The 26,978-nt window shown below is 44.7% G+C and carries 25 protein-coding genes and 1 tRNA gene; 7 read left to right on the top strand and 19 right to left on the bottom strand.

Annotation, left to right across the window (positions count from 1 at the left end):
• Positions 1-302 precede the first annotated feature (302 nt).
• Positions 303-1,142: a carbohydrate ABC transporter permease gene (locus NV379_RS20950; protein ID WP_258209300.1), complete on the bottom strand. Its 840-nt coding sequence runs from the start codon at positions 1,140-1,142 to the stop codon at positions 303-305.
• Entirely contained in the window at positions 1,142-2,026 is an 885-nt protein-coding gene (locus tag NV379_RS20955; RefSeq protein ID WP_258209301.1) for a carbohydrate ABC transporter permease, read from the bottom strand. The genes NV379_RS20950 and NV379_RS20955 overlap by 1 nt, the downstream gene beginning before the upstream one ends.
• A 143-nt stretch (positions 2,027-2,169) precedes the next feature.
• Here NV379_RS20955 and NV379_RS20960 point away from each other — a divergent pair, with 143 nt between their 5' ends.
• Genes NV379_RS20960 through NV379_RS20970 form a run of 3 tightly spaced genes read left to right on the top strand, consistent with a single transcriptional unit; the run spans position 2,170 to position 7,585 of the window.
• Complete coding sequence (locus tag NV379_RS20960) at positions 2,170-3,978, top strand: cache domain-containing sensor histidine kinase (RefSeq protein WP_258209302.1); 1,809 nt, start codon at positions 2,170-2,172, stop codon at positions 3,976-3,978.
• Positions 3,978-5,588 (top strand): response regulator, encoded by a 1,611-nt coding sequence (locus NV379_RS20965; protein ID WP_258209303.1) that lies wholly within the window; start codon positions 3,978-3,980, stop codon positions 5,586-5,588. The genes NV379_RS20960 and NV379_RS20965 overlap by 1 nt, the downstream gene beginning before the upstream one ends.
• Positions 5,589-5,635: 47 nt before the next feature.
• Entirely contained in the window at positions 5,636-7,585 is a 1,950-nt protein-coding gene (locus NV379_RS20970; RefSeq protein ID WP_258209304.1) for a stalk domain-containing protein, read from the top strand.
• A gap of 171 nt (positions 7,586-7,756) precedes the next feature.
• Here the strand turns inward: NV379_RS20970 and NV379_RS20975 are convergent, their stop codons facing one another.
• From NV379_RS20975 to NV379_RS21015, 9 genes are all read right to left on the bottom strand, one after another.
• Positions 7,757-8,506 (bottom strand): ABC transporter permease, encoded by a 750-nt coding sequence (locus tag NV379_RS20975; protein ID WP_258209305.1) that lies wholly within the window; start codon positions 8,504-8,506, stop codon positions 7,757-7,759.
• Between the two features lies 1 nt (position 8,507).
• On the bottom strand, positions 8,508-9,215 hold the full coding sequence (locus NV379_RS20980; RefSeq protein ID WP_258209306.1) for an ABC transporter permease: 708 nt from the start codon (positions 9,213-9,215) through the stop codon (positions 8,508-8,510).
• The gene (locus NV379_RS20985; protein ID WP_258209307.1) at positions 9,205-10,137 is read right to left on the bottom strand and encodes an ABC transporter ATP-binding protein; all 933 of its coding nucleotides are present in this window, start codon (positions 10,135-10,137) and stop codon (positions 9,205-9,207) included. Before NV379_RS20985 ends, NV379_RS20980 begins: the two co-directional genes overlap by 11 nt.
• A 91-nt stretch (positions 10,138-10,228) precedes the next feature.
• Positions 10,229-11,623, bottom strand: coding sequence for a sensor histidine kinase (locus NV379_RS20990; protein ID WP_258209308.1), 1,395 nt, complete (start codon positions 11,621-11,623; stop codon positions 10,229-10,231).
• Between the two features lie 4 nt (positions 11,624-11,627).
• Positions 11,628-12,302, bottom strand: coding sequence for a response regulator transcription factor (locus NV379_RS20995; protein ID WP_258209309.1), 675 nt, complete (start codon positions 12,300-12,302; stop codon positions 11,628-11,630).
• Positions 12,303-12,574: 272 nt separating this feature from the next.
• Positions 12,575-14,005 (bottom strand): C4-dicarboxylate transporter DcuC, encoded by a 1,431-nt coding sequence (gene dcuC, locus NV379_RS21000; protein ID WP_258209310.1) that lies wholly within the window; start codon positions 14,003-14,005, stop codon positions 12,575-12,577.
• A 34-nt stretch (positions 14,006-14,039) separates the two neighbouring features.
• Positions 14,040-14,960, bottom strand: coding sequence for a ribonucleoside hydrolase RihC (rihC, locus tag NV379_RS21005; protein ID WP_258209311.1), 921 nt, complete (start codon positions 14,958-14,960; stop codon positions 14,040-14,042).
• An 87-nt stretch (positions 14,961-15,047) separates the two neighbouring features.
• Positions 15,048-15,932, bottom strand: a complete 885-nt coding sequence (gene rbsK, locus NV379_RS21010) for a ribokinase (protein WP_258209312.1) — start codon at positions 15,930-15,932, stop codon at positions 15,048-15,050.
• Positions 15,933-15,943: 11 nt separating this feature from the next.
• Positions 15,944-16,918: a LacI family DNA-binding transcriptional regulator gene (locus NV379_RS21015; RefSeq protein WP_258209313.1), complete on the bottom strand. Its 975-nt coding sequence runs from the start codon at positions 16,916-16,918 to the stop codon at positions 15,944-15,946.
• Positions 16,919-17,097: 179 nt separating this feature from the next.
• Here NV379_RS21015 and NV379_RS21020 point away from each other — a divergent pair, with 179 nt between their 5' ends.
• Complete coding sequence (locus NV379_RS21020) at positions 17,098-18,051, top strand: stalk domain-containing protein (protein WP_258209314.1); 954 nt, start codon at positions 17,098-17,100, stop codon at positions 18,049-18,051.
• Positions 18,052-18,179: 128 nt separating this feature from the next.
• Here NV379_RS21020 and NV379_RS21025 read toward each other — a convergent pair whose 3' ends face one another.
• Together NV379_RS21025 and serS (NV379_RS21030) are read right to left on the bottom strand one after the other, a co-directional pair.
• Complete coding sequence (locus tag NV379_RS21025; RefSeq protein WP_258209315.1) at positions 18,180-19,085, bottom strand: polysaccharide deacetylase family protein; 906 nt, start codon at positions 19,083-19,085, stop codon at positions 18,180-18,182.
• A 124-nt stretch (positions 19,086-19,209) separates the two neighbouring features.
• Positions 19,210-20,499 (bottom strand): serine--tRNA ligase, encoded by a 1,290-nt coding sequence (gene serS, locus NV379_RS21030; RefSeq protein ID WP_258209316.1) that lies wholly within the window; start codon positions 20,497-20,499, stop codon positions 19,210-19,212.
• Between the two features lie 410 nt (positions 20,500-20,909).
• On the opposite strand from serS (NV379_RS21030), the gene NV379_RS21035 reads away from it, so the two are divergent.
• The 3 genes from NV379_RS21035 to NV379_RS21045 are packed head-to-tail and all read left to right on the top strand — an operon-like array spanning position 20,910 to position 23,152.
• On the top strand, positions 20,910-21,473 hold the full coding sequence (locus NV379_RS21035; RefSeq protein ID WP_258209331.1) for an RNA polymerase sigma factor: 564 nt from the start codon (positions 20,910-20,912) through the stop codon (positions 21,471-21,473).
• Positions 21,470-21,934 (top strand): anti-sigma factor, encoded by a 465-nt coding sequence (locus tag NV379_RS21040; protein ID WP_258209317.1) that lies wholly within the window; start codon positions 21,470-21,472, stop codon positions 21,932-21,934. Before NV379_RS21035 ends, NV379_RS21040 begins: the two co-directional genes overlap by 4 nt.
• A gap of 30 nt (positions 21,935-21,964) precedes the next feature.
• Positions 21,965-23,152: a hypothetical protein gene (locus tag NV379_RS21045; protein WP_258209318.1), complete on the top strand. Its 1,188-nt coding sequence runs from the start codon at positions 21,965-21,967 to the stop codon at positions 23,150-23,152.
• Between the two features lie 345 nt (positions 23,153-23,497).
• Here the strand turns inward: NV379_RS21045 and NV379_RS21050 are convergent, their stop codons facing one another.
• The 6 genes from NV379_RS21050 to serS (NV379_RS21075) all read right to left on the bottom strand — a co-directional run bounded on the left by NV379_RS21050 (position 23,498) and on the right by serS (NV379_RS21075) (position 26,917).
• Positions 23,498-23,647 (bottom strand): small acid-soluble spore protein P, encoded by a 150-nt coding sequence (locus NV379_RS21050; RefSeq protein ID WP_258209319.1) that lies wholly within the window; start codon positions 23,645-23,647, stop codon positions 23,498-23,500.
• Between the two features lie 49 nt (positions 23,648-23,696).
• Positions 23,697-23,843: a hypothetical protein gene (locus NV379_RS21055; protein ID WP_258209320.1), complete on the bottom strand. Its 147-nt coding sequence runs from the start codon at positions 23,841-23,843 to the stop codon at positions 23,697-23,699.
• 3 nt (positions 23,844-23,846) lie between these two features.
• Positions 23,847-24,194 (bottom strand): hypothetical protein, encoded by a 348-nt coding sequence (locus NV379_RS21060; RefSeq protein ID WP_258209321.1) that lies wholly within the window; start codon positions 24,192-24,194, stop codon positions 23,847-23,849.
• A 72-nt stretch (positions 24,195-24,266) separates the two neighbouring features.
• Complete coding sequence (locus NV379_RS21065; protein ID WP_258209322.1) at positions 24,267-25,190, bottom strand: S66 peptidase family protein; 924 nt, start codon at positions 25,188-25,190, stop codon at positions 24,267-24,269.
• A gap of 257 nt (positions 25,191-25,447) precedes the next feature.
• Positions 25,448-25,532: transfer RNA gene (locus NV379_RS21070), tRNA-Ser, on the bottom strand.
• Between the two features lie 86 nt (positions 25,533-25,618).
• Positions 25,619-26,917: a serine--tRNA ligase gene (gene serS, locus NV379_RS21075; RefSeq protein ID WP_258209323.1), complete on the bottom strand. Its 1,299-nt coding sequence runs from the start codon at positions 26,915-26,917 to the stop codon at positions 25,619-25,621.
• Between the last annotated feature and the right edge of the window lie 61 nt (positions 26,918-26,978).

Below are 26,978 nucleotides of genomic sequence, written 5' to 3' on the forward strand. Positions count from 1 at the left end.
GATGCAAGCCGACTAGGGGACTCGTTCCATCAACCCGAAACCGAGGTTGATGGAACTCCTGCCTCTCCCCCAGCAGATTATTGGGAGGGGGAGACGGCAGGCAGGAGCAGAAGCATGCTCACGGCGCTGTTGGGGCGAAGAGAAGAGGGAAGGTGAAGAAACGAAGTGGTCGCCTTAATGCCGGAGGGTTCCATCCACCCCCAGTCTAATCAAGGAACCCGGAAGCATAGCGATCGGAACCTTCCCTTTTCTCGCAGCCCCAACCTTCCTCGAATCCCTCACAAAACGCTTCCCCGAACAACTTACCCCTTGATCGACCCCGCCGTAATCCCCTCCACAATGTGCTTCTGCAACACCATAAAGAACACAACAATTGGCATCACACTCATCACAAGCGCAGCCAGCGCCAAATCCCACTGCTTCGTATACTGACCGAAGAACGAGTAGATCGACAGCGGAATCGTCCGAACTTCCGGCTTCTGCCCCAGTACAAGAAGCGGCAACAGGAAGTCGTTCCAGATCCACAAGCTGTTCAGCAGCACCACCGTAACGATGATCGGACGCAGCAGTGGCATAATAATTTTGAAAAACACAGCGAACGGTCCACAACCATCCACAACCGCAGATTCTTCAATCTCACGCGGAATTCCTTTGACAAACCCATGGAACAAGAACAACGACATCGAAAGTCCAAATCCGAAGTAACATATCACAATTCCCAGAATCGAGTTACTTAAACTTAGCGTGCTCATCACTTTAATAAGCGGAATCATGACGGACTGAAATGGAATGACCATTGCCGCTACCAGCAACATGAAAAATATCGCATTAAACCGGCTCGGGAATCGTTGCATTCGATACGCCGCCATCGTACTAATAAGCACAATCCCGATATTACTAACTGCCGTTATAAGAAAAGAATTAAGAAGTGCACGTGGGAAGTTCGTAATCGTCCATACTTTGGAGTAGTTGCCCCACTCGAGCTTCGTCGGCAGTGCCGCCGAGTTCAGCAATATATCTGCAAATGTTTTGACCGAATTCACTAAGACAAAATAGAACGGGACAAGGAAGAGTAATGCCAGCACAACCGCAATCACTTCAACTCCAAATATCCGTTTCGAATACATCCGACCTGCTTCCATTACATCTCCACCTCTTTCTTCTTCGTCACATACACCTGCAAGGAGGATACGACAGCAACAGCAATGAAAAAGAGGAACGCTTTGGCAGCGCCAAGTCCGTAATTATTGTTCTGGAACGCTTCTGCATAAATGTTCATTGCCACAGACTCCGTAGAGCGGAACGGACCGCCTTTCGTGAGCGACATATTCAGATCGAACATCTTAAACGACCATGCAATGCTTAAAAACAGACACACGGTAATGGCAGGCATAATGAGCGGCAATAAGATATGACGCAGCACCTGACCTCTGGATGCGCCGTCTAAGTGCGCAGCTTCTAACAATTCTTTCGGTACATTCACCATCGCTGCGATATAGATGATCATCAGATAGCCTGCACCCTGCCACACACTGACGATAATGAGCGCCCAGAACCCTGTCGTCTCATCACCCAGCCACGGCAGCTGGAAGAATCCGATGTTCGTTGCTTCTCCAATTGCAGCGAAACCTTTTACAAAAATAAATTGCCAGATGAACCCAAGTAACAATCCACCAATCACGTTTGGTAATAGGAAAATCGTGCGTAATACACTGCGAAGCTTCAATGGTTTCGTCAGCATATAAGCCAGAATGAACCCAAGTAAGTTCGTCAGCACCACTGCACAGATAGTAAACCTTGTCGTAAACCAGAACGAATTGAAAAATTCGGGGTCATTCGAGAACAAATCTATGAAATTCTTAAATCCAACCCAAGTGACTTCATCCGATACCCCATTCCATGAAGTAAATGAATAGTACATCCCCATCACAAAGGGCACGAGTACAATAAGTGCGAACACCAGCACGGCGGGTCCGACGAATACGGTTTGCTGCAGCGCTGAAGACATTTTTCTGCTGCGGGACATTGTGCAATCTCCCCTTCCAATATTGATACGACTTGCATGATACTTATTGTACCTAGGGTCGTTATCAGAAAACACAGAGGATTTTGATTAGTAGGGTGGAATATATTGAACACATCCCAATTCGAGCCTTAATGGAGACGCCTATGGATTTTGTAAAACGCAGCATCCGCAACAAACTGATCGTCTTTCTATGTCTGGCGACCATCATTCCGATGGTCACTTTCATTATGATCACATATACCAATGTGAAAAATAACGTACAGAACACGTCCGTTCAGCAGAACTCGAACCTTATTTTTCAAGGTAAGACCAATATTGAGAACTACATGAACATTCTTAACCAAATCTCACTTTCCGTCTACAACGATCCGATCTATTACTCAGCAGGGACGCAGACGCTCTATAAAATTATTATCAACGGACCAACATACAGCGAGAATTCCAATGAAATTTACCGCTCTATGCTGTTCCTCAATCGTTCGATGAAGGAAATTTATCAAACCAAACTATATATTGCTAAAGGCGATCAAACCTACCTCATGATGGAAGGGCTCGGCAAAGTCGCCGATGGCAAGCAATATAGTCCAACCATCTCCAATACCAAACCGACAGTAGAACCACCACATCTCAGTCATGAGTATGGCACCGGCTATTATCCTTATTTCGATCCGAGTATCATCATGACGTTCAATCGTCCTCTATTCGAACTGCCTTCTGACAAAATTGTCGGCACCCTATCACTCGATGTGCGAATGAACGTGATTAACCAAATTTGCGAACAGCTCTACGCCAAGGAACATGAACAACTGTATGTGTTAGATGAACAAGGAACCGTGATCTACTCCCCCAATCCTGAACAAGTTGGTAAAGTGCTAGATGAATCTTGGGTACAGCATGTCCAAGGGGTGACAGATAGTAAGGGCTCATTCGCTTGGGATCAGGATCAATTTGCCGGGCTCCATATTTACGAGAAAATCTCAACCACCTACATGAACTGGACGATAGTTAAACGTATTCCTTACGATTATTTGTACCAAGATGCCAGACAATTAACTCAAATTAACGTCATGCTCGGCATCGTATTCCTCATTGTCATTATCGCTGCAACGCTGACGATCTCAATTAAAATTACGGCTCCGATTAAGAATTTAATTGCCTCGATTCGCAAAGTTGAGCCAGGCAATCTCGATGTAGTCATCGACATTTCATCACAGGATGAGACGGGGCAACTGGCGAAGCGTTTTAACCAGATGATGCAGAAGATTAATGAACTAGTTGTACGGGAATATCGACTTGATCTTGCGAATAAGACGTATCAACTTAAAGCGCTGCAGGCGCAAATTAACCCGCATTTTATGTACAACACCTTGCAATTGATCGGCACGATGGCACTTCAGCACGACGCACCGAAAATCTACGCACTCATTACATCACTTGGTCGCATGATGCGTTACAGCATGAACACGCATGAGACGATTGTACCGCTTGCCCGTGAAATCGATCATGTGAAGGCTTATCTGGCTTTGCAGAAGCAGCGTTTTGATGAGCAGTTAGAAGTTGTGTACACACTCGATGAGCGCTTTGATTCCATTCTTGTGCCGAAGATGACGCTGCAGCCAATTGTGGAGAACTATTTTAAACATGGATTTTTGCAAAATGATTCACGTATTGAAATTCAGACTAGCTCTGCTGCAGAGGGCTCCCTGCACATTCGAATTACGGACAACGGCAAAGGAATAAACGCTGAGCGATTGCAAGAGATTCAGGACATGCTGAGTCGCTGTTCATCTGAGATGGAAGTGGTCGAGACGCAAGAGAGCATTGGACTACTGAATGTGTTGTCACGCTTGAAGTTCCATTTTGGATCAGAAGCTCAGCTAATACTGGAATCCCCGTCAAACGGGGGACTCATCGTAACGATTAATATCCCACTACTGAAGGAGGAAACATGATGAAGGCGATAATTGTTGATGATGAAAAACACGTTCGCGAAGCAATCAAACTGCTCGTTCCATGGGCAACATTCGGTATTACGACGATTTTGGAAGCAGCTGATGGACAGGAAGCGATCTCGGCTATTAACGAGATGTGTCCCGAGCTTATTTTTACCGATATGATGATGCCCGTGACAGGGGGCAAAGAACTGCTGACATGGATACAGACGCATAGCCCAACTAGCAAAACCATTGTCATCAGTGGTTATGATGATTACCCGCTTGTCCGTCATACGATGCAGCATGGTGGATTTGATTATATCTTAAAGCCAATTGATCCCGAGCAATTAACAAACACGGTAGGCAATGCCGTTACTAGCTGGAGAGAAGAGGATGCTGAGCGTAAGCGCAAGGCGATGCAGAATATAGAGATGAACGTCATTAAGCCTGTGTACTGGGACAAGGTCTTCTCCGAATTTATTATGCATCCGCACACGTTGCAGAAACATACCTCTGCTATGCAGCAAGAATTTGGTGTAAAACTAGATGAACTGACTGAATGTCAGGTTGCTGTGCTTGCTGTCGATACGCTTAGCCAAGCGATATGGCGTAAATTTGCAGCCAATCGAGAGTTGCTATTCTTCACCATAACGAACGTTTGTAATGAAATTGTAGGACAAGGACGTGAGCGCTTTGGTGTCGCGTTCCGCTCTTTTAATCGAGAGAATGAAATTGTTCTGCTGCTCTGGCAGTCGTTACAAGTTACACCTACTCATACTGCACATATTCAACATGTGTTATCAACGACACTTAGAGACCAGTGTGAGATAGGCTTAGGCGGGATCAAGAAATTCCCTCTTGGGGTTACCGATTCTTACAATGAAGCACGATGTGCCTTGCGTTATCGTAATCTACTCGAAGCTGAGGCTGGCGTGCATCTATTTCGCAAAGAACAAATCGTCATCGGAACGGAAATGGGCTGGGGCGCACATGAAGAACCGATTCGCTTGTCTGTTCTGAGTAGTCAGCCTAAGCAAATAGAAGCAGCTGTTATGCAGTGGATGGATACTGTTCATAAGCAGCCAACTATTACACAAGAGCAATTCGATCGCTGGCGACAGGCGCTGCGTGTACTGACAAGTCGCTGGGGTAAAGAGCTTGTCGATAGTACAGAGATCGAGCTGCCGGAAGATGTCATTACACTGCCTATCGATAATAGTGGACATTTCTCAATTGATCTCTGGCAAGAACAACTGACGGATGCACTTATAAGATTTTCCAATCAAATTGCCGGATATCGCCACAAAGGTTCTCACGTCGTGTATGATATTGCCAAGTACATCGAAGTTAATGCACATCGCGATGTGTCGCTACAGGAGATTTCGCATCATTTTTTCATGAGCAGGGAGTACATCTCGCGCAAGTTCAAGCAATACTTTAACGAGAATATGACGGATTACATTAGCCGAATTCGCATGGAACGAGCGAAGATGCTGCTGCTTAATCCCGCACTTCGAATGACGCAAATCGCCGAGATGGTTGGCTATCAAGATGAGAAGTATTTCAGTAAAGTGTTCAAGAAGATGTACGGCGTATCACCCAATGAATATAGAAAGCAGCAAGCGTAATGATCAGATTTCCAAAGATTCAACTAGAAAAGGAGCATGATAGAAACATGATTACACAGAAAATGAAACGTCTTGGACTCGCCACACTCGCCGCAACGATGATCGTAGGAAGTTTAACTATCCTCCCTACCTCGGCCTATGCTGATACAGTATGGAATCGCTGGCAAGCCGCTGAAAAATTAGTAGCCAAGGGCAATAAAGCAGATGCAGTTCCCCACTGGAAGTTCCTTGCTGAGCATTATGCAAGTGTCGGTAATTGGGATAACGCCGCCCTATTCAGTGGTAACTTGAACGCATACTACGACTCTATCGGAGATTACGATCAAGCAATTACGTATTATGAATTGGAAAATAAATATTGGACGAATAAAGGTACTGACTGGGGCTTTAATAAGTTGCAGCGCGCAGATCAAATTCGCACGACTGTAGAGCTTTATCGCCAAGATGATCATGTTGTCGATCTGAAGGCATTAGCAGCGCCGAAGAATGGGAAGCTAGCGAAGTTCGAACCTGCTTACGGCACATACTTAGGGATGTACGCGGAGCAAGACCCAAAGACAGGCAATCGCTTTAATAAAGTAGGCGAAGTGTATGGTAAGGATCACGCGATTTATCTAGCTTACGCACACTGGCCGGGCTCATTCCCTATGGCTTATGCGCAGCATGCTAAAGATGCCGGCGGTGCCTTGCAAATTGCATGGGAGCCTGACAATGGGCTCGATCCAGTTGTAGATGGCGAATACTTACGCAAATGGGCGCGAGATGCGAAAGCAGCGGGTATTCCGATCTTCTTACGTTTTGCAGGAGAGATGAATGGCAATTGGGTAAAGTGGCACGGCAATCCAAGCCAATATATTGAAAAATTCCGCATGCTGCATGATGTGTTCGCGAAGGAAGCACCGAATGTGGCAATGGTATGGAGCCCTGGGGATGTACCTGCTGACACGATTGATGCCTACTATCCGGGTGATGATTATGTAGATTGGGTTGGCGTTAGCCTATACATTGAACCGTATGCGAACGGCGATCTTTCTCTGCCATCTATGTTGCAGACGAGTAACGTAGAGCGACTCACTAAATTGTACAATACATACGCAGATCGCAAGCCGCTGATGTTGAGCGAGACGGGGGTACCTCACTACTCCCATTCGGCTAAAGAAGATTTTACAGACTGGGCAAAACTTAATTTACAGCGATTATATGAAATTATGCCTTACAAATATCCAAGACTGAAAGCGATCACGTACTTTAACGTGGATCAGCAGATGAAGAATGCGAAGAACGACTACACACTTAGCACTTCGGCAAGCATTCAGAGCTATTACAGCAAGCTGATCGCAAATCCGTTCCTACTTTCAAAAGTATCCGATGGCGCAGCGCCGGAAGGCGGGATCGGATATGTGAAAGTGGACGCAGAGCATGAATCCTTTTCCAAGAAAGCGAAGTTCGTCCCGTTCGTAAAGATTCCAGATGTGTATATTGGCAAAATTGAATATGTGCTCAATGGACAAGTCATTGCTACGCAAACGGAACTGCCTTATGGCTTGGAGCTCGACGCTGGAGATGTCATGCATGGATCGGTACTTGAGCTACGAGTTTATAACAAATCTGGTGAGAAAGTCGCGAGTAAGTCATTCGGAATCGCACCTCGGGTTAATGTGATGATTAATGGCAAGGAGCAAGTGTTCAAGCAGCCTCCACTTATTCTTAATGGATCTACGATGGCACCGCTAAGGGCGATTTTTGAAGCGATGGGAGCTGTTGTGAAGTTTGATGAAGCAACGCAGACCGTTACCGCACAGAAAGGTAGTACTTCGCTCAAGCTAACGGTGAATGAGAAGATCGCTTATGTGAATGGTCAATTTAAAGCGCTCGATCAGCCTGCGCAGCTCGTGAATGGCTTTACCTTGGCTCCCGCAAGGTTCGTTGGTGAGTTGTTCGGTGGAAACGTAACATGGGATGGGAAGACGCAGACTGTCGTCATTACGACCAAATAATTCGAAGTTCAGTAATTGTTCAGAGGGACATGATAGCCTGAATATGTATCGCAACCAACTCAGCACAAGGACAAATTGGGTCGAGTTTGACCTTGTGTTGAGGCAACCATAAACATCCAATAGTACTTCCAACAGTCTTTAATCAGCCGAATCTGATAAAGCGTCATTCTATTACACTTCCTTGCGTTTCAGATAGAGCAACCCTCCGATGAAGAAGAACAGGAAGCTTCCTCCCACCGTTATGAATAAGTTTTCCATCGGTAGTGTAAGCCCACTGAAGCTCGCTCCACCTTCGCTTACGATCATGCCAAAAGCAGGCTGTGCCCACGGATAGTAAGGGCCAAATTGTTCGGAGTTCACGATCAAAATATTCGGGAGCGTAAACACCACGTTTATCGCGAGTGCTGCCCCAAAGCTGCTCCATCCGATTGACACCCACAATTGAAGCGCAGCGAGCGGCAAGCAAGCTACCCATCCACTAATGATAGCAGGCAGTGTCAGCTCCAAGTTCAATCCGCCAGGGATCCCTTGAACAGTTAGTGCAATGCCAAACGCAACCAGCATGAGCAACTGGGTAACAGCAAGCAGCAGAGCTACAATAATAAACTTCACGAGGTAAACGTTCATGCGGGACGTAGGCAGCGAAAGCAATGATTTCCAACCGCCTCCCTCATGCTCATAGCGGCAAACGGTAGCGGACAAGATCGCCGTCATGATCGGCAGCAATAGCAGCGCATGCAATGAAAATGTAACCGTTTGAAGGAATAAATAATGTGCCTCTGTTGGCAATTTGTCCAGCGAAACTAACGAACCGATTATGACTGCTAAAAGTGGACTTGCTATAATAATTGCCCAGATGCGGGACCGACTAATCTTCAACTGTTCCGAACGAAATAACCCGATAAATGAACGAAATCCCATCTTAACTCACGTCCTTCTTATTAAAGTGAATCGAGCCTATTGCAAAGACGATCACACCGCACACTAAACCTGCACCTAAAAATAGCAAACTGTTTGCCGATTGATAAGCCGCATACGGCCAGCTAATCGGCAGGCGCTCGTCCACCGGTGAGAATGCCAATACCGCACACACTACGCCGATCGTAATTGGCATCGACTGGTTTTTGAAAGTCAAACACAACCATAACACAAACGCTAGAAGCGGCCATGCTGCAATGAACGGGAAGAACGACATTTTCAACAATTTAGCTACTGGAATGCTCGCTTCAAAACCAAGTCCAAGTCCGAGAACAACCGTCCCAAACATGAGCAAAATGCAAGCCATCGTCAGCATAAGCACGACGACCATAAACTTCGAAGCATACACCGAATACCGAGAAATCGGCAACGCCAACAGTTGTTTCCACGAACTGAGCTGATGTTCAATACTCGCTGTCATCGAGCCCAGTATCGTTACACCTAGCAACAGGGCGATCGGGATAAAGCCCATTAAATTATGAAACAGGTTGCCCCATTGATCATCTGCATATTGTTGCATCAAATAATCATAGCGCAATCCATAGTTGAGCGCCTGCATCGCAATAAGACCAAGCGGGGCGAGAAGAACGAGAAACCACAGCCCTTTGCCTTTCATCTTCAAAAGATCTGCTCTGAATGCTCTAGCTAGCATTGCCTTTCCCCTCCTCCACAATATCGAGGAACAATTGTTCCAGCGACTGACGCTCTTCTTCCACGCGATATACTTCATGTCCAGCTAAGATGAGACTGCGAACCGCACCTGCCACGATATCTTCATCTGTAGATCCTAGTTCAAGTACGTTGGAATCATTCACTAATGTAATTGGCATCTCTTGTTGCACGAGCACTTGTCGAGCTGCAATTGGATCAGATACGCGCAGCTTCATCACAGCTTGCGATTGACGCTGCATGTTTCTGATCGTATCTTGGTAAACGAGCTTTCCTTGCTGGATAATCCCGATCATCGATGCCATCTGCTCTACTTCGCTGAGCAAGTGGCTCGATACAACAACTGTAATGCCATGCTTCTTTGGCATCTCTTTAATTAGTTCACGAATTTCCAATATACCCGCTGGATCAAGACCGTTTGTCGGCTCGTCCAAGATTAGCAATTCCGGATTACCGAGCAATGCACTGGCGATTCCCAAGCGCTGTTTCATCCCAAGGGAGTACCCTCTGACAGCTCGTTTTGCGTCTTTCGTCAGACCTACAATAGCAAGTACTTCGTCAATACGTGATTTCGGCACATCGATAATGTGGCGAATTGCTTCTAAGTTATCAATCGCGTTCAAGTGCGCGTAGTTGGAAGGATATTCGACGAGCGAGCCGATTTTTCTCAAGATCGACATGCGCTCCTTTTCAAGTGACTTACCGAATATTTCAATGTTGCCAGTTGTCGGTTTAATGAGACCGAGCAGCATACGGATTGTCGTTGTTTTACCCGCGCCATTCGGACCTAAAAATCCGTAAATTTCGCCTTTCGCAATTTGCAAGTTCAAGTCGGATACGACTTGGTGTCCTTTATATTGTTTACTGAGACCCTTGGTCTCAATTACCCATTTGTTATTATTCATCTCAATCACCTCAAAATCTATATTACCGCTTGAAGGTTAAATAAAAAGTACTTGCAAGTTTAAAAGTAGTTTAAACTTACAAGTACCTCTATTAGCGTTCATATATCGAGATCCGTGACCCTTCTGGTGAACTGTCTATCGACCAGTCTAGCTTCATCTCTTTGATCAAGTAGTTGATAATTGCCATCCCAATACCTGCGCCTTTCGCATCAGACTTAGCATCTATGCCTGGCCCGCGATCGACAATGACGAGCGCCTGACGACCTTCCCGCTCCTCTACGAATAGACCCACATATCTCCCTTGAGCGGCGTGACGGATAATGTTCTGAAACAAATTATCCACGACCCTTTGGAAAGCTGCTTTATCCACTCGCCACATAAGCGTCATGTCGGGCAGATCAATATCCGCCTCGATATTCGCTTTTTCCCATATTGGGTACCAACTTGCCGCACTTTCTCTTGCAATGCGCAGCACATCTTGTGACTTGAACGTTAAGGAATAGCGCCCGCTCGTCATTAGCGTGTAGGCGAGCAGGTTATCGATGAGTTCACCAAGACCTTGCGACTTCTCCTGAATCACCTTCAGTGATTGCTGGCCTTGCTCTGTCAATTGCTCACGCTGCATCCCGTATAGATGGCCGTTCATGATTGTTAACGGTGTACGAAGGTCGTGCGAAAGGTTCGCGATTAACGTCTTGCGGAGCTCTTCTTCCTCTGTCTGTCGTGCTTTACTTTCACGCATCTGCTCAATCATACCATTGAATGATTGCTCCAATGCACCGATCTCATCCTCACGTGACAGCTTAATTGTCTGCGGGATGCCCTGCTCGTCTTCAATAACCATTGCATCCTGAAGATGCAGTAATCTGCGGCGAATTCCACGGAAGAATAGTAGCGACACCGTTATAAATAGTATAAACGTAATGAGGACGAAACTTACATAATATGGTGTTCCTGAACCAGCAGGATTATCGTCTGTTACGAGCTCACGAGGAATTTGCATGACCATAAAGCTCGGCCCCTTGTTGCCTTTCCCCATATATGCAATGATCGTATACGGGTCATTATTAAAGCTATTCTTCATAAAGTTGACGACTTCGTGTGCAGCCCATGTTGCTGGGATGTTCACTTGCTCCGGAACCTCCGCTCTCGTTACACTTTTCTCATCGACCCAGAAAAATGACGCTTCCGGGTAGTCCTTCTTCAACTGTTCAAAGTCATTATGTATATATTCGTCCGTCTTCCCTTCCATCTCGATCGCCTTCGCATACCACATGTCCTTAATTTCCGCTGTGTTGCCGTACTTAAAGCGCGGCTTAAATTCACCTTCTATAATCTGAGTGGAAAGCAGATACGATATGCTTGCAAGGGGCATAATGATTGGAATAAATAGGATGCCTGCTAGGATGATAATGAAATATCTTGTTAACAGGGACTGTTTTCGAAACCAATTTTTCGGTCGTATACGATTCAGAAATTTCTTCATCCTATCATCCCCTCACGCGATAACCGAGCCCTCGAATCGTCTGGATCACTTCCGGCGCTGCCGCATCCCTCTCGAGCTTCTCGCGTAAATATCGGATATGTACCATCAGTGTCTTATCGCCCTCAATGTATGATTCGCCCCACACCGACTCGTAAATTTGCTCCTTCGTCATAATCTGGCCGAGATGGCGGATCAAGTACATAAAGATGTGAAACTGCTTACCGCTTAACATGATCTCTTCGCCGTTATCCGTGTTGATGATCCGATTTTCCGCCTCATACACTTCCAAATGCTTAATTCGCTTCGCTTCCTTCGACGGCTCACTGGAACGACGCAGCAATACCTCAATACGAGCAACGAGTTCATCGGGGTGAAACGGCTTCGTTAAGTAGTCGTCCGCCAATTGGAGCCCTTGAATCTTATCATCTATCGATGTGCGTGCAGATAACATCAGAATGGGAATCGCGGGCCCCGCCTTTTTCAAACGCTGACCAACTGTGAACCCATCTAATCCAGGTAGCATAATGTCCAAAATGACGAGATTGCATCCCTCCAACTCCTCTACCGCACGATCCCCACTTATCAACCACTTCACTTCATATTGATTCTCCTGTAGATGATCAACAACAAAGGAACCAATCTCCTTATCATCCTCAATGTATAACAATGTTGCCCCCACTATGGTGTTCCCCTCTCGTCGCAATTGAAAAAGCTGCCCCTGTACGCAACAGATAGCAGCTTATTTTCATAATTTTCTTTATCTATTATAAAGTTTCCTTAAAGATTTCGTAAAGACAGTTTTTAAGCTTCTCCCACCTCATCATCACTGTATGGAAAAATATACGTATAACCAAGGAATGATGATTCCACTGAGTACCGAAACGTTCAGCGCAATAAAACTCAATATTATCTTGGACAACGGTCCTTCTCTATTCGTTACTAACAACGAATTTATTGGAACATGATCATGGATAGAATAAACATGAAGATTACACCAGCAATCATCGGAACTGAAGTCCGCTTCACAATTGCGATTGGATCTGCTTTTACCGTACCTGCAACGATCAGAACAACTGCCGCAACCGGTGATACGGCGCGGAACAAGTTGCCCGCTAGACCAAGTGGAACCGAAATGGAGATTGGACTAATACCTGCTGCCTCAGCAAGTGGCACAATTAACGGAACCATTGCAAACACGAGTGCAATTCCACTACCACTCAAGATAACGATTAGAGCCGTTAGCGCAACTAGAATTAACGGTAGAACAAAGTCTAGACCATTACCTTGGATATGCTGCATCGCGGATTGCAGTTCATCCATAAGACCAATTGATTTGAGGCCAGTTACGAAGACGGATGCTGCAACTAGCAACGCCACAATCGGAATTGCACCACCCATACCTTTGAAGAATGCCTCGGTCTTCTCAAGTACACTCTTATTCCCTTTATGACGAATGAGCTCACATACAATCGCTAGGATGAACGATACAAGAGTAGCAACCTCTACACTGATGTTAATCGCCTTACCTGTTACAAGCTGCAACCCATAAGCTACAAGTAAGAGCACAATGGGGAATACCGGAAGAATCGCATATACCGTTTTGAAGAGCAATCCACCTTTAACTTCTGCTGTTTTTGTCTCTTCAATCGTCTCATTGCTACCTGTACCTGCTTTTAGACTTGCCTTCTTATCCATTCGCTTCTGCCAGAAGTAGTGGACAACTGCAATGAAGAGCAACGTCGGAATCGATACCAACGCATGATATTTGAATACATAGTCTGTTACGGTAAGTCCTGCGAAGGAAGCATGTTTCGCAAGTTCTTCTGCAATCGCAACGTTATCACTGCCAAGTGGTGTAGGTACGATTGTAGCAGACGTTGCAATAATTGCCCCTGCAGTTAGTGGCGACATGCCTGCTTTTCTCAAGATCGGGTACAATGTCGCTAGCAAAATAATCGCTAAATTCGAAGCACTCGGCACAACAAGTGACAACGCATTACCAAGTAAGAATACAAGTGGAACTAAAATGTATACCGATTTCACTTTTGAAATGGGCTTCGTTAATGCGTTAACCGTTACATCATTCGCACCGATGGACGACATATAAGCTGTGTATCCACCTAAGATTAGAACGATAAATCCAGCAGCTGTGAACGTATCTTTAAACTGGGTAACGATGACCTGCAAGGGGTCTAACCATAATGAGCCAGTTGAGACGAATTTTTTGATCGCAATATCCTTACCCATCGCCATACTAATGAAGATTAGGATAATACCCATCAGGAACAACGTGATCTTGATGTCCATTTTCTTAATCAACATATAAATAACAATGAGTACAGCAATAATTGCTGATGCATACATGATTAAATTCGAATCCATGAGTTGATTCCTCCCTCAAACATCTAGTTGTCCGTTATTTACACTTGCTTAAGCTTTCCATAAACCATTCTTTGAACATAACTGGATCGATATCTACGCACACTTTTGCATTGTTTGGTTGCTTCAAGTACCCTCTTAAGTCAACAACTGTACATCCTGCTGTCATGGATCCGCTTAGTTCGATATCAACGAATGTCTCTGCAACTTCGTACATTTCAGGTTTAAGCAAGTACGCAATCGCACAGCTATCGTACATCTTAAGTCCTGTCTTCATGCTGCCGCCTCTATATTTTTGGAAAAGATGATAAATCATGTTGCCCGTCTCATTCATATCTTTCAACTTCTCACTGTCTTCTGGGAACACAAGTGCTTTCCAGCCCACATCGAGTCCTGCCATGACAATTGGAACGCCAGAATGGAATACCATCTTCGCTGCTTCCGGGTCAGCAGCAATATTAAATTCGGACATTACACCGTAGTTGCCGCGAGTTAAGGAGCCGCCCATCAACACGATCTCATCGATCTTCTCTTTTACATCTGGATACATGGAAAGTAATAAGGCAATGTTCGTAAGTGGACCGATCGGAACAAGCGTCGTTGGTCCCTCATTTTCCATGATGACACGGTACATTGCATTCACCGCATGCTCTTTCAATACTAGATCTTCCTTAGGCTCCTTGAAATCAAAACCGTCCATGCCCGTAGAACCGTGAATGTCACTTGCATCAATCGGTGCCTTGATTAGCGGTCTTGCTGCACCAAGTGCGATAGGAACCTTTTTACCGAAAAATTCAAGCAAGTGAACTGCATTCTTCGTTACTTTCTCAAGTCCAACATTACCCGCAACTGTCGTAATTAAGCGAACATCCAGCTTCTCGCTGAATAGCGCAATCGCAAGAGCAACTGCATCATCAATACCTGGGTCTGTGTCAATAATAATCGGTCTTCTAGTCATCGTAAGTTCCTCCTCGAATGTATATAATCAAATTTTGAAAGTAAGCGATTACATTTTGCTTCTATAAGCGAATCAGTCTTTAGCTGATTACGCTTGATTTTGAATGAATGCTACGACTTCTTCCGCTGTCGGCATTCCGGATTGTGCGCCTAGCTTTGTCGTCGATAGAGCTCCAACTGCGTTACCAAAGCGACAAGCTTCTTCTAGATCAAGTCCGCGAACAAGTGCACATGCAAGTCCTCCGTTGAAAGAGTCACCTGCTCCTGTTGTGTCGACAACATCCACTTTGTAAGCTGGAATCTGAATCTCTTGACCTGCCTTGGTAATGGTCACGCCTTGGCTGCCTTTCGTCACGATAAGCTTACCTGCAAGCTCTTGCTCCTTGTGTGTTTGCTTTAACAACAACTGCTCATGTTCATTAGGAGTGATATAGTCTACTTTGCTAATCAATTCCGCAGTCAGTTCTTGAATTGGAGCTGGGTTTAAGATTACTTTCACGTTATTGGCATGAGCAATCTCGACTGCCTTCTCTACCGCTTCTAGCGGAATCTCAAGTTGAAGGACTAGAATATCGCTGTTTGCAATAACATCTCGCTTTGACTCTACAAAGTCTGCCGTAACTCTATAATTTGCAGCAGGAACCACAATAATACTGTTATCTCCTTCTGCTACCGTAATGGATGCTGTTCCAGTCGAACCTGTAACCGGTTCCACATTCGTGACATCTACACCCTGTTTTTCAAGATGCACGACTAGCTCTTTGCCAAATGTGTCTGTTCCTACACAACCGATAAGCTGTACATGTGCGCCAAGCCTTGCCGCAGCTACCGCTTGATTCGCCCCCTTGCCTCCAGGGTTCATGTGGAACTGTTCACCGAAGAGTGTTTCGCCGACTTGCGGAACTTGGGACGTGATCGTAACCAAGTCCATGTTGATACTTCCAACAATCGTAACTCGAGGTTTGCGCTCCATACTCCTACTCCTTATGTCGAATTTTTCTCTATTAACGTAACTTCTAATTTATAATATGTTTCATGAACTGGTTGTTGACCCATGAGTCCTACCAGCATGTTCATTGCCGTTTCCCCTAACTCATAAATCGGTTGAGCGATGGTCGTAAGTTCGGGTGTTAACACATTCGTAAGTGCTATACCGTCAAAACCCACAATCGACAGCTGCTCAGGGATTTTAATTCCAAGTTGGTGTGCAACTTTAATCGCACCAATTGCCATAATGTCATTCGCTGCAAAAATACCATCCACCTCAGGGTGACGCTTTAGCAAATCTAGCGTAGCTTCAACTGAAGTCTGCATATCATAGTCGCCATCAACAATATAGCTATCGCTATACCATTCTTCCGCAGCTACCACTTCTTTATACCCTTCGAATCGTTCCTCCGCATTCACAACTCCATGTGTGCCGCGAATGTGAGCAATGCGTTTACAACCCTTCTTTTTTAAAAATTGAGTTGCTGCAACTGCACCGTTCTTATTCTCGACAACGATCGTCGGTAAGCCTCGGCTAATCTCGCGGTCAATGCTGACAACCGGCATATTCATAGCCTTAACCTGCTCAGCAGTAAGGGTATTGGATGAAATAATAATGCCATTCACATAGTTCTGCTGTAATACATCGAGATAACCTTGTTCCTTCTTACTATTCCCATCTGAATTGCATAAGATGACGTTGTAACCTAAATTCGAAGCAGTATCTTCCACTGCGCGAGCAAGCTCCGTAAAGAAAGGGTTCATAATGTCTGGCACAATTAAACCAATCGTGCTCGACTGTTTCTTGAATAGGCTTCTAGCCACTTCATTGGGCTTATAATTGAGCTCGCTAATCGCTTTCTCAACCTTTTCTCTTGTGTCACGCCCAACATAGCCTTTATCATTGAGCACCCTAGATACTGTAGCAACAGACACTCCAGCCATTTTTGCTACATCTTTAATCGAAGACATACACTCACTCCACTTCATTAGGTAACCGGTTACACATTCAATATACGACGGATTTAACCATTAGTCAATAGCTTGTCTTGAAAAAATGGTATCGCTTTCAATAAAGTTGACGATAAGAAGGTAATTTATTTTAAATATGGAATTAGTTAAATACACATCTATAAGGAGGCATACAAATCATGAAGAAGATTAGTATTACGGTGACTTTGGCACTTCTCATATTCGGTTGTAACTCCGCAATTGCACAAACACAGCAAGAAAAAATTACTGTTCAATTCAATCAAACAAACATAGTTGTAAATGGGAAACATTTCAACGCTGATAATTTAGTGTACAAAGGAACTACATATTTACCCATAAGAAGTTTAGCTGAACTATGGGACTTGGAAGTTAACTACTATGAAGCTACAAAAACGGCTTACATCGGCCAACTACCTGTTGGTGAAGTTCCAACAAGTGTAATTAATCAATGGGAAAAAGAAGCCGCAAATATAATGGATTCCGAGAATATACAACAAAAATCAACTCAAGATGTCGATGCTATATTTAATGATATCACGGTTAAAGTTCATGGAGATAAGATTGAGGCTAATAATATTGTAATTAATGGACGTACCTTTGTACCGATGAGAGCGGCACTTGATATTCTTGGGATTCCTATCGGATATAACTCACAAACAGCAACAGCTTTTATAGGTGAATTCACGGAGTTTCAACTAACTACTAAACTTTATACTGAGCCAGCTATCGGAAAAAGAAAAGGAATGTTTAAACTAAAAGGGCATGAGTTTGAACATGTAGCAAATATTTATTATCGAGTAGAAGGCAGTATGCTGCGGGTTGAATCAGAAGATATACGGGAAGTAGATCTAAATAAGTTAATAGCTTGGACAGATGATAAAGGAAAGAAAAGAACCAACACGGTTGGAGAAATATATGAAGTTTTCGGCACTTTTAGCGAGTATACCTCAGATTGGTTCCTAGAGCACTTTGGAGACCTTTATACGGATTGGATAAGTGTAAGTACCATTAATGCAGAGAAAATTGTAAGTGATTATCTAGATAAAACAGGGGAACTAAAAATAACCAACAAGGTTACTCTAACTCCTGATGCAGTTTTAGTTTTTGAATAAAAATATATCGATTCTTTGCACCGTAACGGGTGCTTTTTCTTTGACCCTATCAACATATAGATATCACGATGGATTACCACAAAAAAACCGCCCACATCCCTGTAGGCGGTACTCCCCAAACCTATATATTAGACAAGCCCGCGCTGGGCGTCTCTTAAGTTGCGATAACTAATTTTCTTAATCCCTTCGGCAGCAATTAACTCCTGAATCTCTGGATCAAGGAACAGCTGTCTTTCCATTTCACGCTTAGCGGCATATGGCATGATTGCATCGAGTTCTGACGTCACCGTACCCGGATGAATCAATATCTCTGATATACCCGCACGGAGTCCACGAATAATGTTCATCATCTGTAGCTTCACGTCTTCATACGTTTCACCCGCTTGTGTCGCAAATGGTAGTTGATACAGATCATCAATGATCATGATGCCTTTCGCTTCGGCTGAGCGTACACGCTTTTCAGCAAGTAATGCCACTTGGCTAAGCAGATGAATGCCTGCGAATCGACGCGGTAATCGCAGCGGAAGTTCATAATACTTACAAGCTTCGAACACCGTCTCTAGAAAGTCTTTTCCCGTCGTCAGCCCATATAAGCTGCCCATATGAATGTCTAGATGTGTTGGGTCTACACCCCAAGCAATCGCTTGTTCAATTTGGTTAAAAATCTCTTTACGCACGTGCGCCGCATCGGCATGAGACTCAAACTCAAAGCACGTTTCTGGGAAGAACCCCTCATGTGTTGCAAGTGTGTAAACGCTGTCAAGACTCGATACAGGACCCCATTTATAGAGCGGCCACTCACTCGTAAATGTTAGATGAACACCAACATCCAAGTGATCGTGATCCCTGCTAAATACCGCTGCTTCCTTCGCCCACGGGCAAGGTACCATCAATGTTGCTGAGGACACGGCGCCGGACAATAGAAGCTCTTGAATGGCTAAATTACTCGTATGACACATTCCATAATCATCGGCATTTACAATAAGTAACCGATCTTCAGGTGAAAACCCCATCTTTTCCTGCTGCATAGTCATTAGTTGAACCTCCCATATTATCCGTGTATCCTTCTACTTTGTTCCAAAAGAAGCACAGCCTGTCAAAAACTGTGCTCTTTTAGAATTATTATAATGCAAGATAATTGGTAATGTAAGCGTTATTTTAAAGTTCAACTATTCTGATAATTGCCTCACGATTCCCCATGTACGGACGCAATGCTTTCGGAATATAGATCGAGCCATCTGGCTGTTGATGGTTTTCTAACAAAGGAATTAAAATCCGCGGCGATGCCACCGCTGTATTGTTGAGTGTGTGGCAATATTGCAGCTTGCCTTCCTTGTCACGGTAGCGTATATTCGAACGTCTCGCCTGAAAATCATGCAAATTCGACGACGAATGCGTCTCCCCATAGCTATCTCTGCTCGGCATCCAAGTCTCGATATCATACTGTTTGTACGTCTTCTGCGACATATCCCCTGTACATACCGCCACCAAGCGATACGGTAGCTCTAACATCTGTAGTATTGCCTCTGCATGCTGCGTCATTTCTTCAAGTAGTCGCTCCGACACCTCTGGATTATTTTCGCAAAATAGCACTTGTTCAACTTTCGCAAACTGATGCACCCGGTACAAACCGCGGACGTCCTTGCCTGCCGAACCTACCTCACTACGGAAGCAAGTCGACACCCCTGCCATACGAATCGGCTCTTCCAGATCGACGATCTCATCGCGATAATACGACACAAGCGGCACTTCCGATGTGCCTACGAGCCATTTGCCTTCATCGTACATCTTAAACGTCGTATCTTCTCCCAGCGGGAAGAAACCTGTTCCATCAAGTGCCTCTGCACGCACAATTAGAGGTACATCCATCGGTGTAAATCCGCGTTCAACCAAGTAATCCAGTGTCATCTGCTGCACTGCACGGTGCAAGAGCAATCCATCGCCTTTGAGAAAATAATTCCGCGTTCCTGCGACTTTCACCCCGCGTGGAATATCGATCATTCCGTGCTTCTCACCAAGTGTTACATGATCCAAGAATTCATAATCAAATTCCGGAATATCCCCAACCCGCTTCACTTCCACATTATCGGCATCCGACTCACCGATCGGCGTATCAGGTGCTACCACATTCGGCACCAGTTGCATCATCTGACCAAACTCTGCTTCCACAAGCGCAAGATCCGCTTCAACTACCGTTAATTGCTCGTTAACCCCTTTGACCTGCTCCCGAATTCCAGCAATCTCGCCTTGCTTTCCCTCTCTCACTAGTACGCTAATCTGCTGCGACAAGCTGTTCCGCTGGCTTCTCAAACCTTCCACCATCTGCAACAACTCCCGCTTCTTCTCATCACATACGAGCAGATCTGGAATCGAAATTGCAATCCTCTTCTGTTGTGCTACCTCTTGAATGACATCTGCGTGTTCACGAATAAATCGAATATCTAACATATACACCGCGCCCCTTTGTTTATAAAAATACAAAAAACGCCCTCATCCGATTGGGACGAGGAGCGTTTGCTCGCGGTGCCACCCAACTTGATCAGCCTCTTCTTTTATAGAAAAAGAACTGCTGATCCTCTTGGTTCCGCGATAACGGGCGGTGCCGGTTTATTTAGGGAGTACGTATAAGAGATCATTCCCTTACGACTCTGGTCAAAAACGCCTCCGAGTTGGATGCTCTTCATAGGCATAGTCACGATATCTGATAATTTGTTACTTAGTATACTCACTTTGGCAAGAAAGATCAATAGCTACCTTTCTCACAGGTATGATAAATTTATTTTATAAAAACTAGTGTTTAGACATGCAGGGTTGTACCGAACTAATTTCGTCTATTCAGTGGAAAGGAGGGAGAGACCATCGATGAACATCATCTCGTCAAGCAGATCTTAGCAGGCAATCAGGACGCGTTTCGTCATCTTGTCGATACATATCGTACTATGATTTATCAGCTTGCTTATTCCGTTCTGAAACATCCAGGAGATGCAGAAGATGCAACTCAAGAAATTTTTGTTCAGATTCACCGTGCTCTCCCTCAGTACGAATATAAAGGACTTCGCACTTGGATGAGCCGCATTGCCATTAACAAAGCGATCGACCATCGACGTAAACTGCTCAGAGCGCGTGAACAAGCCATAATCCATCAAGAGCAGCTTGCTCGAGCACAGGATACTTCCGTCTTTAGCCCTCATACCGTCGTGGAGCAAGCTATTCACGTCCAAGAGACGAGGGAATATGTTCATGAACAACTACAGACCGTCCCTGATAATTACAGAGAAGTTGTTGTCGATTATTATTTTAAGGAAAAATCATACCAAGAAATTGCTGATGAACAGGGAATCTCGACTAAAACCGTGGAATCCAAGCTGTACCGTGCTAAGAAGTGGATACGCAATCGCTGGAAGGAGGAAGATTTTCGATGAAACATGTTGATGCAAATACGTGGTACCCATACATCCAAGGGGAACTGGATAGAGAGGTCATGCTCTTGCTGGAAGAACACCTCTATCGCTGTCCTGACTGCTTGGAAACCTATTTGTCCTGTGTGGAGCAACTTTCATCCAATCTACCCACTCCTGTCGATCCTGTTACGCTTACCAATTCCATTATGGAACAAATTGAAGTACCTACTGTCAGCTTACCTACCAAGCAGCATCCTAAGAAACCGGCTTCTGATCGTACACGAATGCTTCGTAATTACTTTATCGCTGCTGCCGCAACCATTTTGCTGATGTTCACTGGTATATTCCAAGCCATCTTCCAGCAAGTAGATGATTTTCGGCATAACCCTTCCAACAATGTTAGCAGAGTGAGTGACCAGCTCGTTGAACAAACCATTCGCTTCCTAAAAGTCGCTCCACCTAAAGATCCAAATTCAAACTAATATGTACTTATATACAAAGGAGGTTTTTTCTTGAATCCCTATCCAAGCTTTATCAATTACTTCTCTGCCCTTTTCCCCGGACTTGGTCATTCCTTGATCGGCAGGCATACACGTGCAATGGCCTATGGCATCCCTTTCTGGGGTGTTGTTGTCCTGTTTTTCTTTTTAATCTCTGTACGCGCACATGAAGGTGCTTTTGTTTTCTTCTTTCTAGATATCGCCCTGTGGGTCATCTGCTTAATCGATACACTCATTTGTATTAATCAAGAGCGGACGAAGTATCTTATGCATAACATGCATGCATATGCCAATCCACTCGATCCGAATGTGCCGCCAATCTATGCAAATCCATACATGAACGGTTCACAGCATTCCGCTCACTCCTATGGTCCTATGCCTTATGAACAGCCGCTTTATCCGACACAGACAGGTACAGCCAAAATCATATTCCTATCGATCATCCCAGGTATCGCGCATTTCTATATGGGGCTTATGAAACGTGGACTCACGACGATGGCTTTATTCTTCAGTGTACCGATCTTCTTAAGCTTTGTAAGTGGCATGACTGGGCGTGGCGGCTTTATGGGCTTCCTGCTCATTATGCCTGTGATCTGGTTCTACTCCCTATTTGACGCCTTTCACTTGTACCGTAAGAAGATGCAAGGTGAACGGATCAGCGATCAATCCTTTTTCGAAGATTTTTATCAGAACCGTCCTTATGACACGAAGAATCGTACAATCGCGACACTACTTTCTATTTTCCCAGGAGCAGGTCATTTATATCTCGGCGCACAAAAACGCGGGATTCAACTCATGATCGTATTCCTAGTATCCTTATATCTCATGGACATGATGCGCCTGTCGATTTTCTTATTCCTTGTACCGATCATCTGGTTCTTCGCGTTTTTTGATTCACTACAGCTCATTTCAAAGTATGAAACATACGGTGTTGAGGATCGTCCTGTTATTAGTGGATATTTAACGAATTACCGCAAATGGATTGGACTTGGCATGATATTTATCGCGTTCTACTTTGTCTTTGAACGTTTAGGCGGCGTTGTATTCCGAACTTTTTTCGATATCGATTATAATCAGTGGAACAAAATTTATTTCATTGTTAAAGACTACATGCAAGTCATATTTGTAGCTGCAATCTTCATTATTGGCGGGTTGTTCCTGCTGCTTCGCAAGAAAAGCCCTTCTGCTTTTGAAGAGTGAAGAGTAATGATCTAAGGTTCGTATCTTTATAAGGTGCGGACCTTTTTATTATTCAATCATCTATATACATACAAAAAGAGCCCCGAAGGGCTCTTCCTGGCCGGTGTTGTTAAGTTCAGTACACCATTTCATTTGCTTGCTGTATACCTATCTGGCCTCATCTGTGTCTACTTACACTAACGTGTCTTTAGCACATCGCCCTCCAGCTAAGATTCACAAGTTTACGAAAGATCACTTCGGTATTTGCTCACGTCGTTCAACGGAACCACACCTCTCTTTTCACCGACAAGTATAGTATGTCCGCATCATTCGACATTATTCATGATTGTTGAAAAATAATTCAGTTTAACCCTCACCATTCTTGTGGTGAGTATGATTACGATTCTTCACTTTATGGGAACCCGACAACGGCTCCATCGGTCCACTTGTTTCACGCTCTTTATTACGCTGACTGCCTTCTGGCGCGCCAGTAGCAACAGACTTAGGCTTGGACATGTGCACACCTCCCTCTATGCTAATTCATAAACGTACAGCCTTGTAAAGCCTACTCCTCGTGGTTCACCAAGTCTTGGTGACGACGATCATTCGTATGCTGTTGACGCTGCTGAGCACCATGAGCACCAACATCAGGCTGGTTCAGATCCTTTACGACATTTTGCAAATTCTTATCTCTAGATTTAGACTTCGTCATTGGTTAGCCTCCATGGGTAAGATCACGCAGCGCTTGCGCACATTCATGAATGTGTCGTACATCGGTCTGGATCAACTCTTGCACGATATCCGAATGCTCATCAATGTGCTCACGATCTCGCTCAACATCAACTAGATCGACCTTTACTTCACGTGAGTCCACGTACGTACACTTGAAATCGAATGTATACGAACTTCGTCCTTCATTGACCATATGCACCCTTACCGTTTGGTCGTCGTGCTCATCTGCCCACACTTTTGCATGATCCGAATTTGGCATATGCTTCGGAAGCTCTTCTGCCCAAGCATGAGCAAGCTGCTCCCCTCGAATTGCAGGTTTATCCATTGTCATTACACCTCCGCACCATTTAACATGCGTAGGTTTACATCGCTTTAACCGCACCTTCTTTTTACAAGTATTCGTCTATTCCACCGTCGTCTCCAATACCGTAAGTGTATTCGTATACGTATTCAAGTTTACAATCGCCCCAATAGGAATTGACGCTTTAAAGTAACCGTGACTTGAGGCTAGGTGTGTCATTAACGGCTTACCTAGCGGCATAAGAAACCCGTATAATAACTGCCCATAATCTATACCATATGCTTGCTCACAGTTTGAGCACTCCCCCATCACAATACCAATACAGTCATTGAACTTCCCCGCCAATCGCAATTGACTTAAATAACGATACACCGTATTTACGGGTTCATGAGTCTCTTCTAAGAATAAGATTTTACCGCGTGTATCCACATCGAATGGTGTACCTAATAACCCCACAAAAGAAGTTAAATTGCCACCAACTATAGGGCCCGTTACATTGCCTGGAATCCAACTTTGTGTTGGTGGAATTTCTGGAGGATTCTGAATCAGTCTTGGTGCTTGCAACGTCGATGTCGCGGCAAAAAACTGATCAAAGTTATAGGCAGGTGTCGTCATCCTAAAATCAATTAGCATCAGACTGTTAAAGCAAACTAAATCCGCATACTCGTACAACGCTTGCAGCAATGCAGTAATATCACTAAATCCAGATACAATTTTGGGATGATCATGTATAAAAGCATAGTCCAAGTAAGGTAGAATATCCGATACCCCAACCCCGCCTCGAGTTGCCAAAATAAGCGTAACCTCGTCATCTGCAAACATTTGCATCAAATCCGATGCTCGATTAAGTGCTGAGCTAGCTAGAAAACCATTGTCGGCATACACATGCTTCCCAAGCTTCACTTTGAACCCCATTTGCATCAGTACTTCTATTCGACTATTTATCGTCTGTGCGTCAAGTGGACTGCCTAATGTGACAATCCCAATCGTATCACCTGGCTTTAGCATCGGTGCCTTGATTGCCATTTACATAACCCCATTTCCGTACAATAAGCATCTCTATTACAAAATATGAGTCATGTGCCCATTTTGCTCATCCCAAATAAAAAAAGCCCAACCATGACGGCTGGACTTCTTTTAAGAGGGTGAGATGCCCTCACGCTCGGGACTGCAATGTAACGCTACTGAAGCTTATGCTCCGACGTCCCTACTCCCGTGGGTTCTCATCCCTATAGATGCAACAAAGGAGCGAACTAAGTTCGCTCCTTTGTCTGTGGTTTGTACGGAGAGGGTGGGATTCGAACCCACGGAGGCTTGCACCTCGGCGGTTTTCAAGACCGCTGCCTTAAACCACTCGACCACCTCTCCATAAAAGCACAAGGATGAGTGATTCTTCCTCATGCAGTGACAAAATGTATTATAGCATAACAGTTACAATATAATCAACCGTTATTTTAGATGTTTTTGTCGGATTTTGCCGAAATAACGTTTACGCCGCCCATATAAGGGATTAGGACTTCCGGCACACGAACAGATCCATCTGCTTGTTGGTAGTTCTCAAGTATCGCAGCTACCGTACGGCCAACGGCAAGACCAGAACCATTAAGCGTATGCACGAACTCTGGTTTCGCCTTCGAATCACGACGGAAGCGAATGTTTGCACGACGTGCTTGGAAATCTTCAAAATTCGAGCATGAAGAAATCTCACGGTATACATCCGCGCTAGGCAACCATACTTCTAGGTCATAAGTCTTAGCTGCTGTAAAGCCAAGATCACCTGTGCACAGCGTTAATACGCGGTATGCCAAGCCTAGACGACGAAGCACTTCTTCTGCATTGGCAGTAAGCTTCTCAAGCTCGTTATAGGATTCATCTGGATTTACAATTTTCACAAGCTCAACCTTGTTGAACTGATGCTGACGGATCAAACCGCGCGTATCGCGGCCTGCTGAACCCGCTTCAGAACGGAAGCAAGCACTGAATGCTACGAAATTAACCGGCAATGTTTCAACTGGCACGATATCATCACGGTGATAATTCGTAACAGGTACTTCCGCTGTTGGAATGAGGTAATATTCCGATTCTCCTTCGATCTTGAACACATCTTCCGAGAACTTCGGTAATTGCCCCGTTCCTGTTAAGGAATCACGGTTTACAATATACGGAGGCAACATTTCCTCATAACCATGCTCATCACTGTGTAAGTCCATCATAAAGTTCATCACAGCACGCTCTAGACGTGCGCCAAGACCTTTATAGAACACAAAGCGTGAACCTGTTACCTTAGCAGCTGCTTCGAAATCTAGAATGCCTAGAGATTGAGCAATTTCCCAATGCGCTTTCGGTTCAAAATCAAACTTCGGTGTTTCACCATTACGGCGAATCTCCACATTCTCCTCTTCCGAGCTACCTACAGGTACACTTGGATGCGGCATGTTCGGAATGACAAGCAGAATGCTTTGCAAACGCTCATCCAGCACACGAATTTCATCATCTAATTCCTTAATGCGATCGCCAACGACCTTCATCTCTGCAATGAGCTCGTCCGCATTCTCGCCAGCACGCTTCATCTTCGCAACATCTTGCGAAACCGTATTACGACGGTTTTTGAGCTGCTCAACTTCTTGTAGCATCTCTCTACGTTTTACATCGACTTCTGTAAAAGAATTAATTTCTTCAATTTGCTTCCCACGGTGACTCATCGCAACTTGAACCGCTTCAAGATCGGTTCTCAACAATTTTACGTCAAACAAGGAGATACCTCCTGGAATTTAATTTATTTTTTCTTACAAAGGTAAGTGACGAGGTACGATT

Origin of the sequence: Paenibacillus radicibacter (genome assembly GCF_024721995.1) — a bacterium.
GTDB classification, from domain to species: Bacteria; Bacillota; Bacilli; order Paenibacillales; family NBRC-103111; genus Paenibacillus_AM; species Paenibacillus_AM radicibacter.

Coding starts and splice junctions, on each gene's coding strand:
- NV379_RS20950 (WP_258209300.1), bottom strand. CDS start 1,142: ATGGAAGCAGGTCGGATGTATTCGAAACGGATATTTGGAGTTGAAGTG.
- NV379_RS20955 (WP_258209301.1), bottom strand. CDS start 2,026: ATGTCCCGCAGCAGAAAAATGTCTTCAGCGCTGCAGCAAACCGTATTC.
- NV379_RS20960 (WP_258209302.1), top strand. CDS start 2,170: ATGGATTTTGTAAAACGCAGCATCCGCAACAAACTGATCGTCTTTCTA.
- NV379_RS20965 (WP_258209303.1), top strand. CDS start 3,978: ATGAAGGCGATAATTGTTGATGATGAAAAACACGTTCGCGAAGCAATC.
- NV379_RS20970 (WP_258209304.1), top strand. CDS start 5,636: ATGATTACACAGAAAATGAAACGTCTTGGACTCGCCACACTCGCCGCA.
- NV379_RS20975 (WP_258209305.1), bottom strand. CDS start 8,506: ATGGGATTTCGTTCATTTATCGGGTTATTTCGTTCGGAACAGTTGAAG.
- NV379_RS20980 (WP_258209306.1), bottom strand. CDS start 9,215: ATGCTAGCTAGAGCATTCAGAGCAGATCTTTTGAAGATGAAAGGCAAA.
- NV379_RS20985 (WP_258209307.1), bottom strand. CDS start 10,137: ATGAATAATAACAAATGGGTAATTGAGACCAAGGGTCTCAGTAAACAA.
- NV379_RS20990 (WP_258209308.1), bottom strand. CDS start 11,623: ATGAAGAAATTTCTGAATCGTATACGACCGAAAAATTGGTTTCGAAAA.
- dcuC (WP_258209310.1), bottom strand. CDS start 14,005: ATGGATTCGAATTTAATCATGTATGCATCAGCAATTATTGCTGTACTC.
- rihC (WP_258209311.1), bottom strand. CDS start 14,960: ATGACTAGAAGACCGATTATTATTGACACAGACCCAGGTATTGATGAT.
- rbsK (WP_258209312.1), bottom strand. CDS start 15,932: ATGGAGCGCAAACCTCGAGTTACGATTGTTGGAAGTATCAACATGGAC.
- NV379_RS21015 (WP_258209313.1), bottom strand. CDS start 16,918: ATGTCTTCGATTAAAGATGTAGCAAAAATGGCTGGAGTGTCTGTTGCT.
- NV379_RS21020 (WP_258209314.1), top strand. CDS start 17,098: ATGAAGAAGATTAGTATTACGGTGACTTTGGCACTTCTCATATTCGGT.
- NV379_RS21025 (WP_258209315.1), bottom strand. CDS start 19,085: ATGACTATGCAGCAGGAAAAGATGGGGTTTTCACCTGAAGATCGGTTA.
- serS (WP_258209316.1), bottom strand. CDS start 20,499: ATGTTAGATATTCGATTTATTCGTGAACACGCAGATGTCATTCAAGAG.
- NV379_RS21040 (WP_258209317.1), top strand. CDS start 21,470: ATGAAACATGTTGATGCAAATACGTGGTACCCATACATCCAAGGGGAA.
- NV379_RS21050 (WP_258209319.1), bottom strand. CDS start 23,647: ATGTCCAAGCCTAAGTCTGTTGCTACTGGCGCGCCAGAAGGCAGTCAG.
- NV379_RS21055 (WP_258209320.1), bottom strand. CDS start 23,843: ATGACGAAGTCTAAATCTAGAGATAAGAATTTGCAAAATGTCGTAAAG.
- NV379_RS21060 (WP_258209321.1), bottom strand. CDS start 24,194: ATGACAATGGATAAACCTGCAATTCGAGGGGAGCAGCTTGCTCATGCT.
- NV379_RS21065 (WP_258209322.1), bottom strand. CDS start 25,190: ATGGCAATCAAGGCACCGATGCTAAAGCCAGGTGATACGATTGGGATT.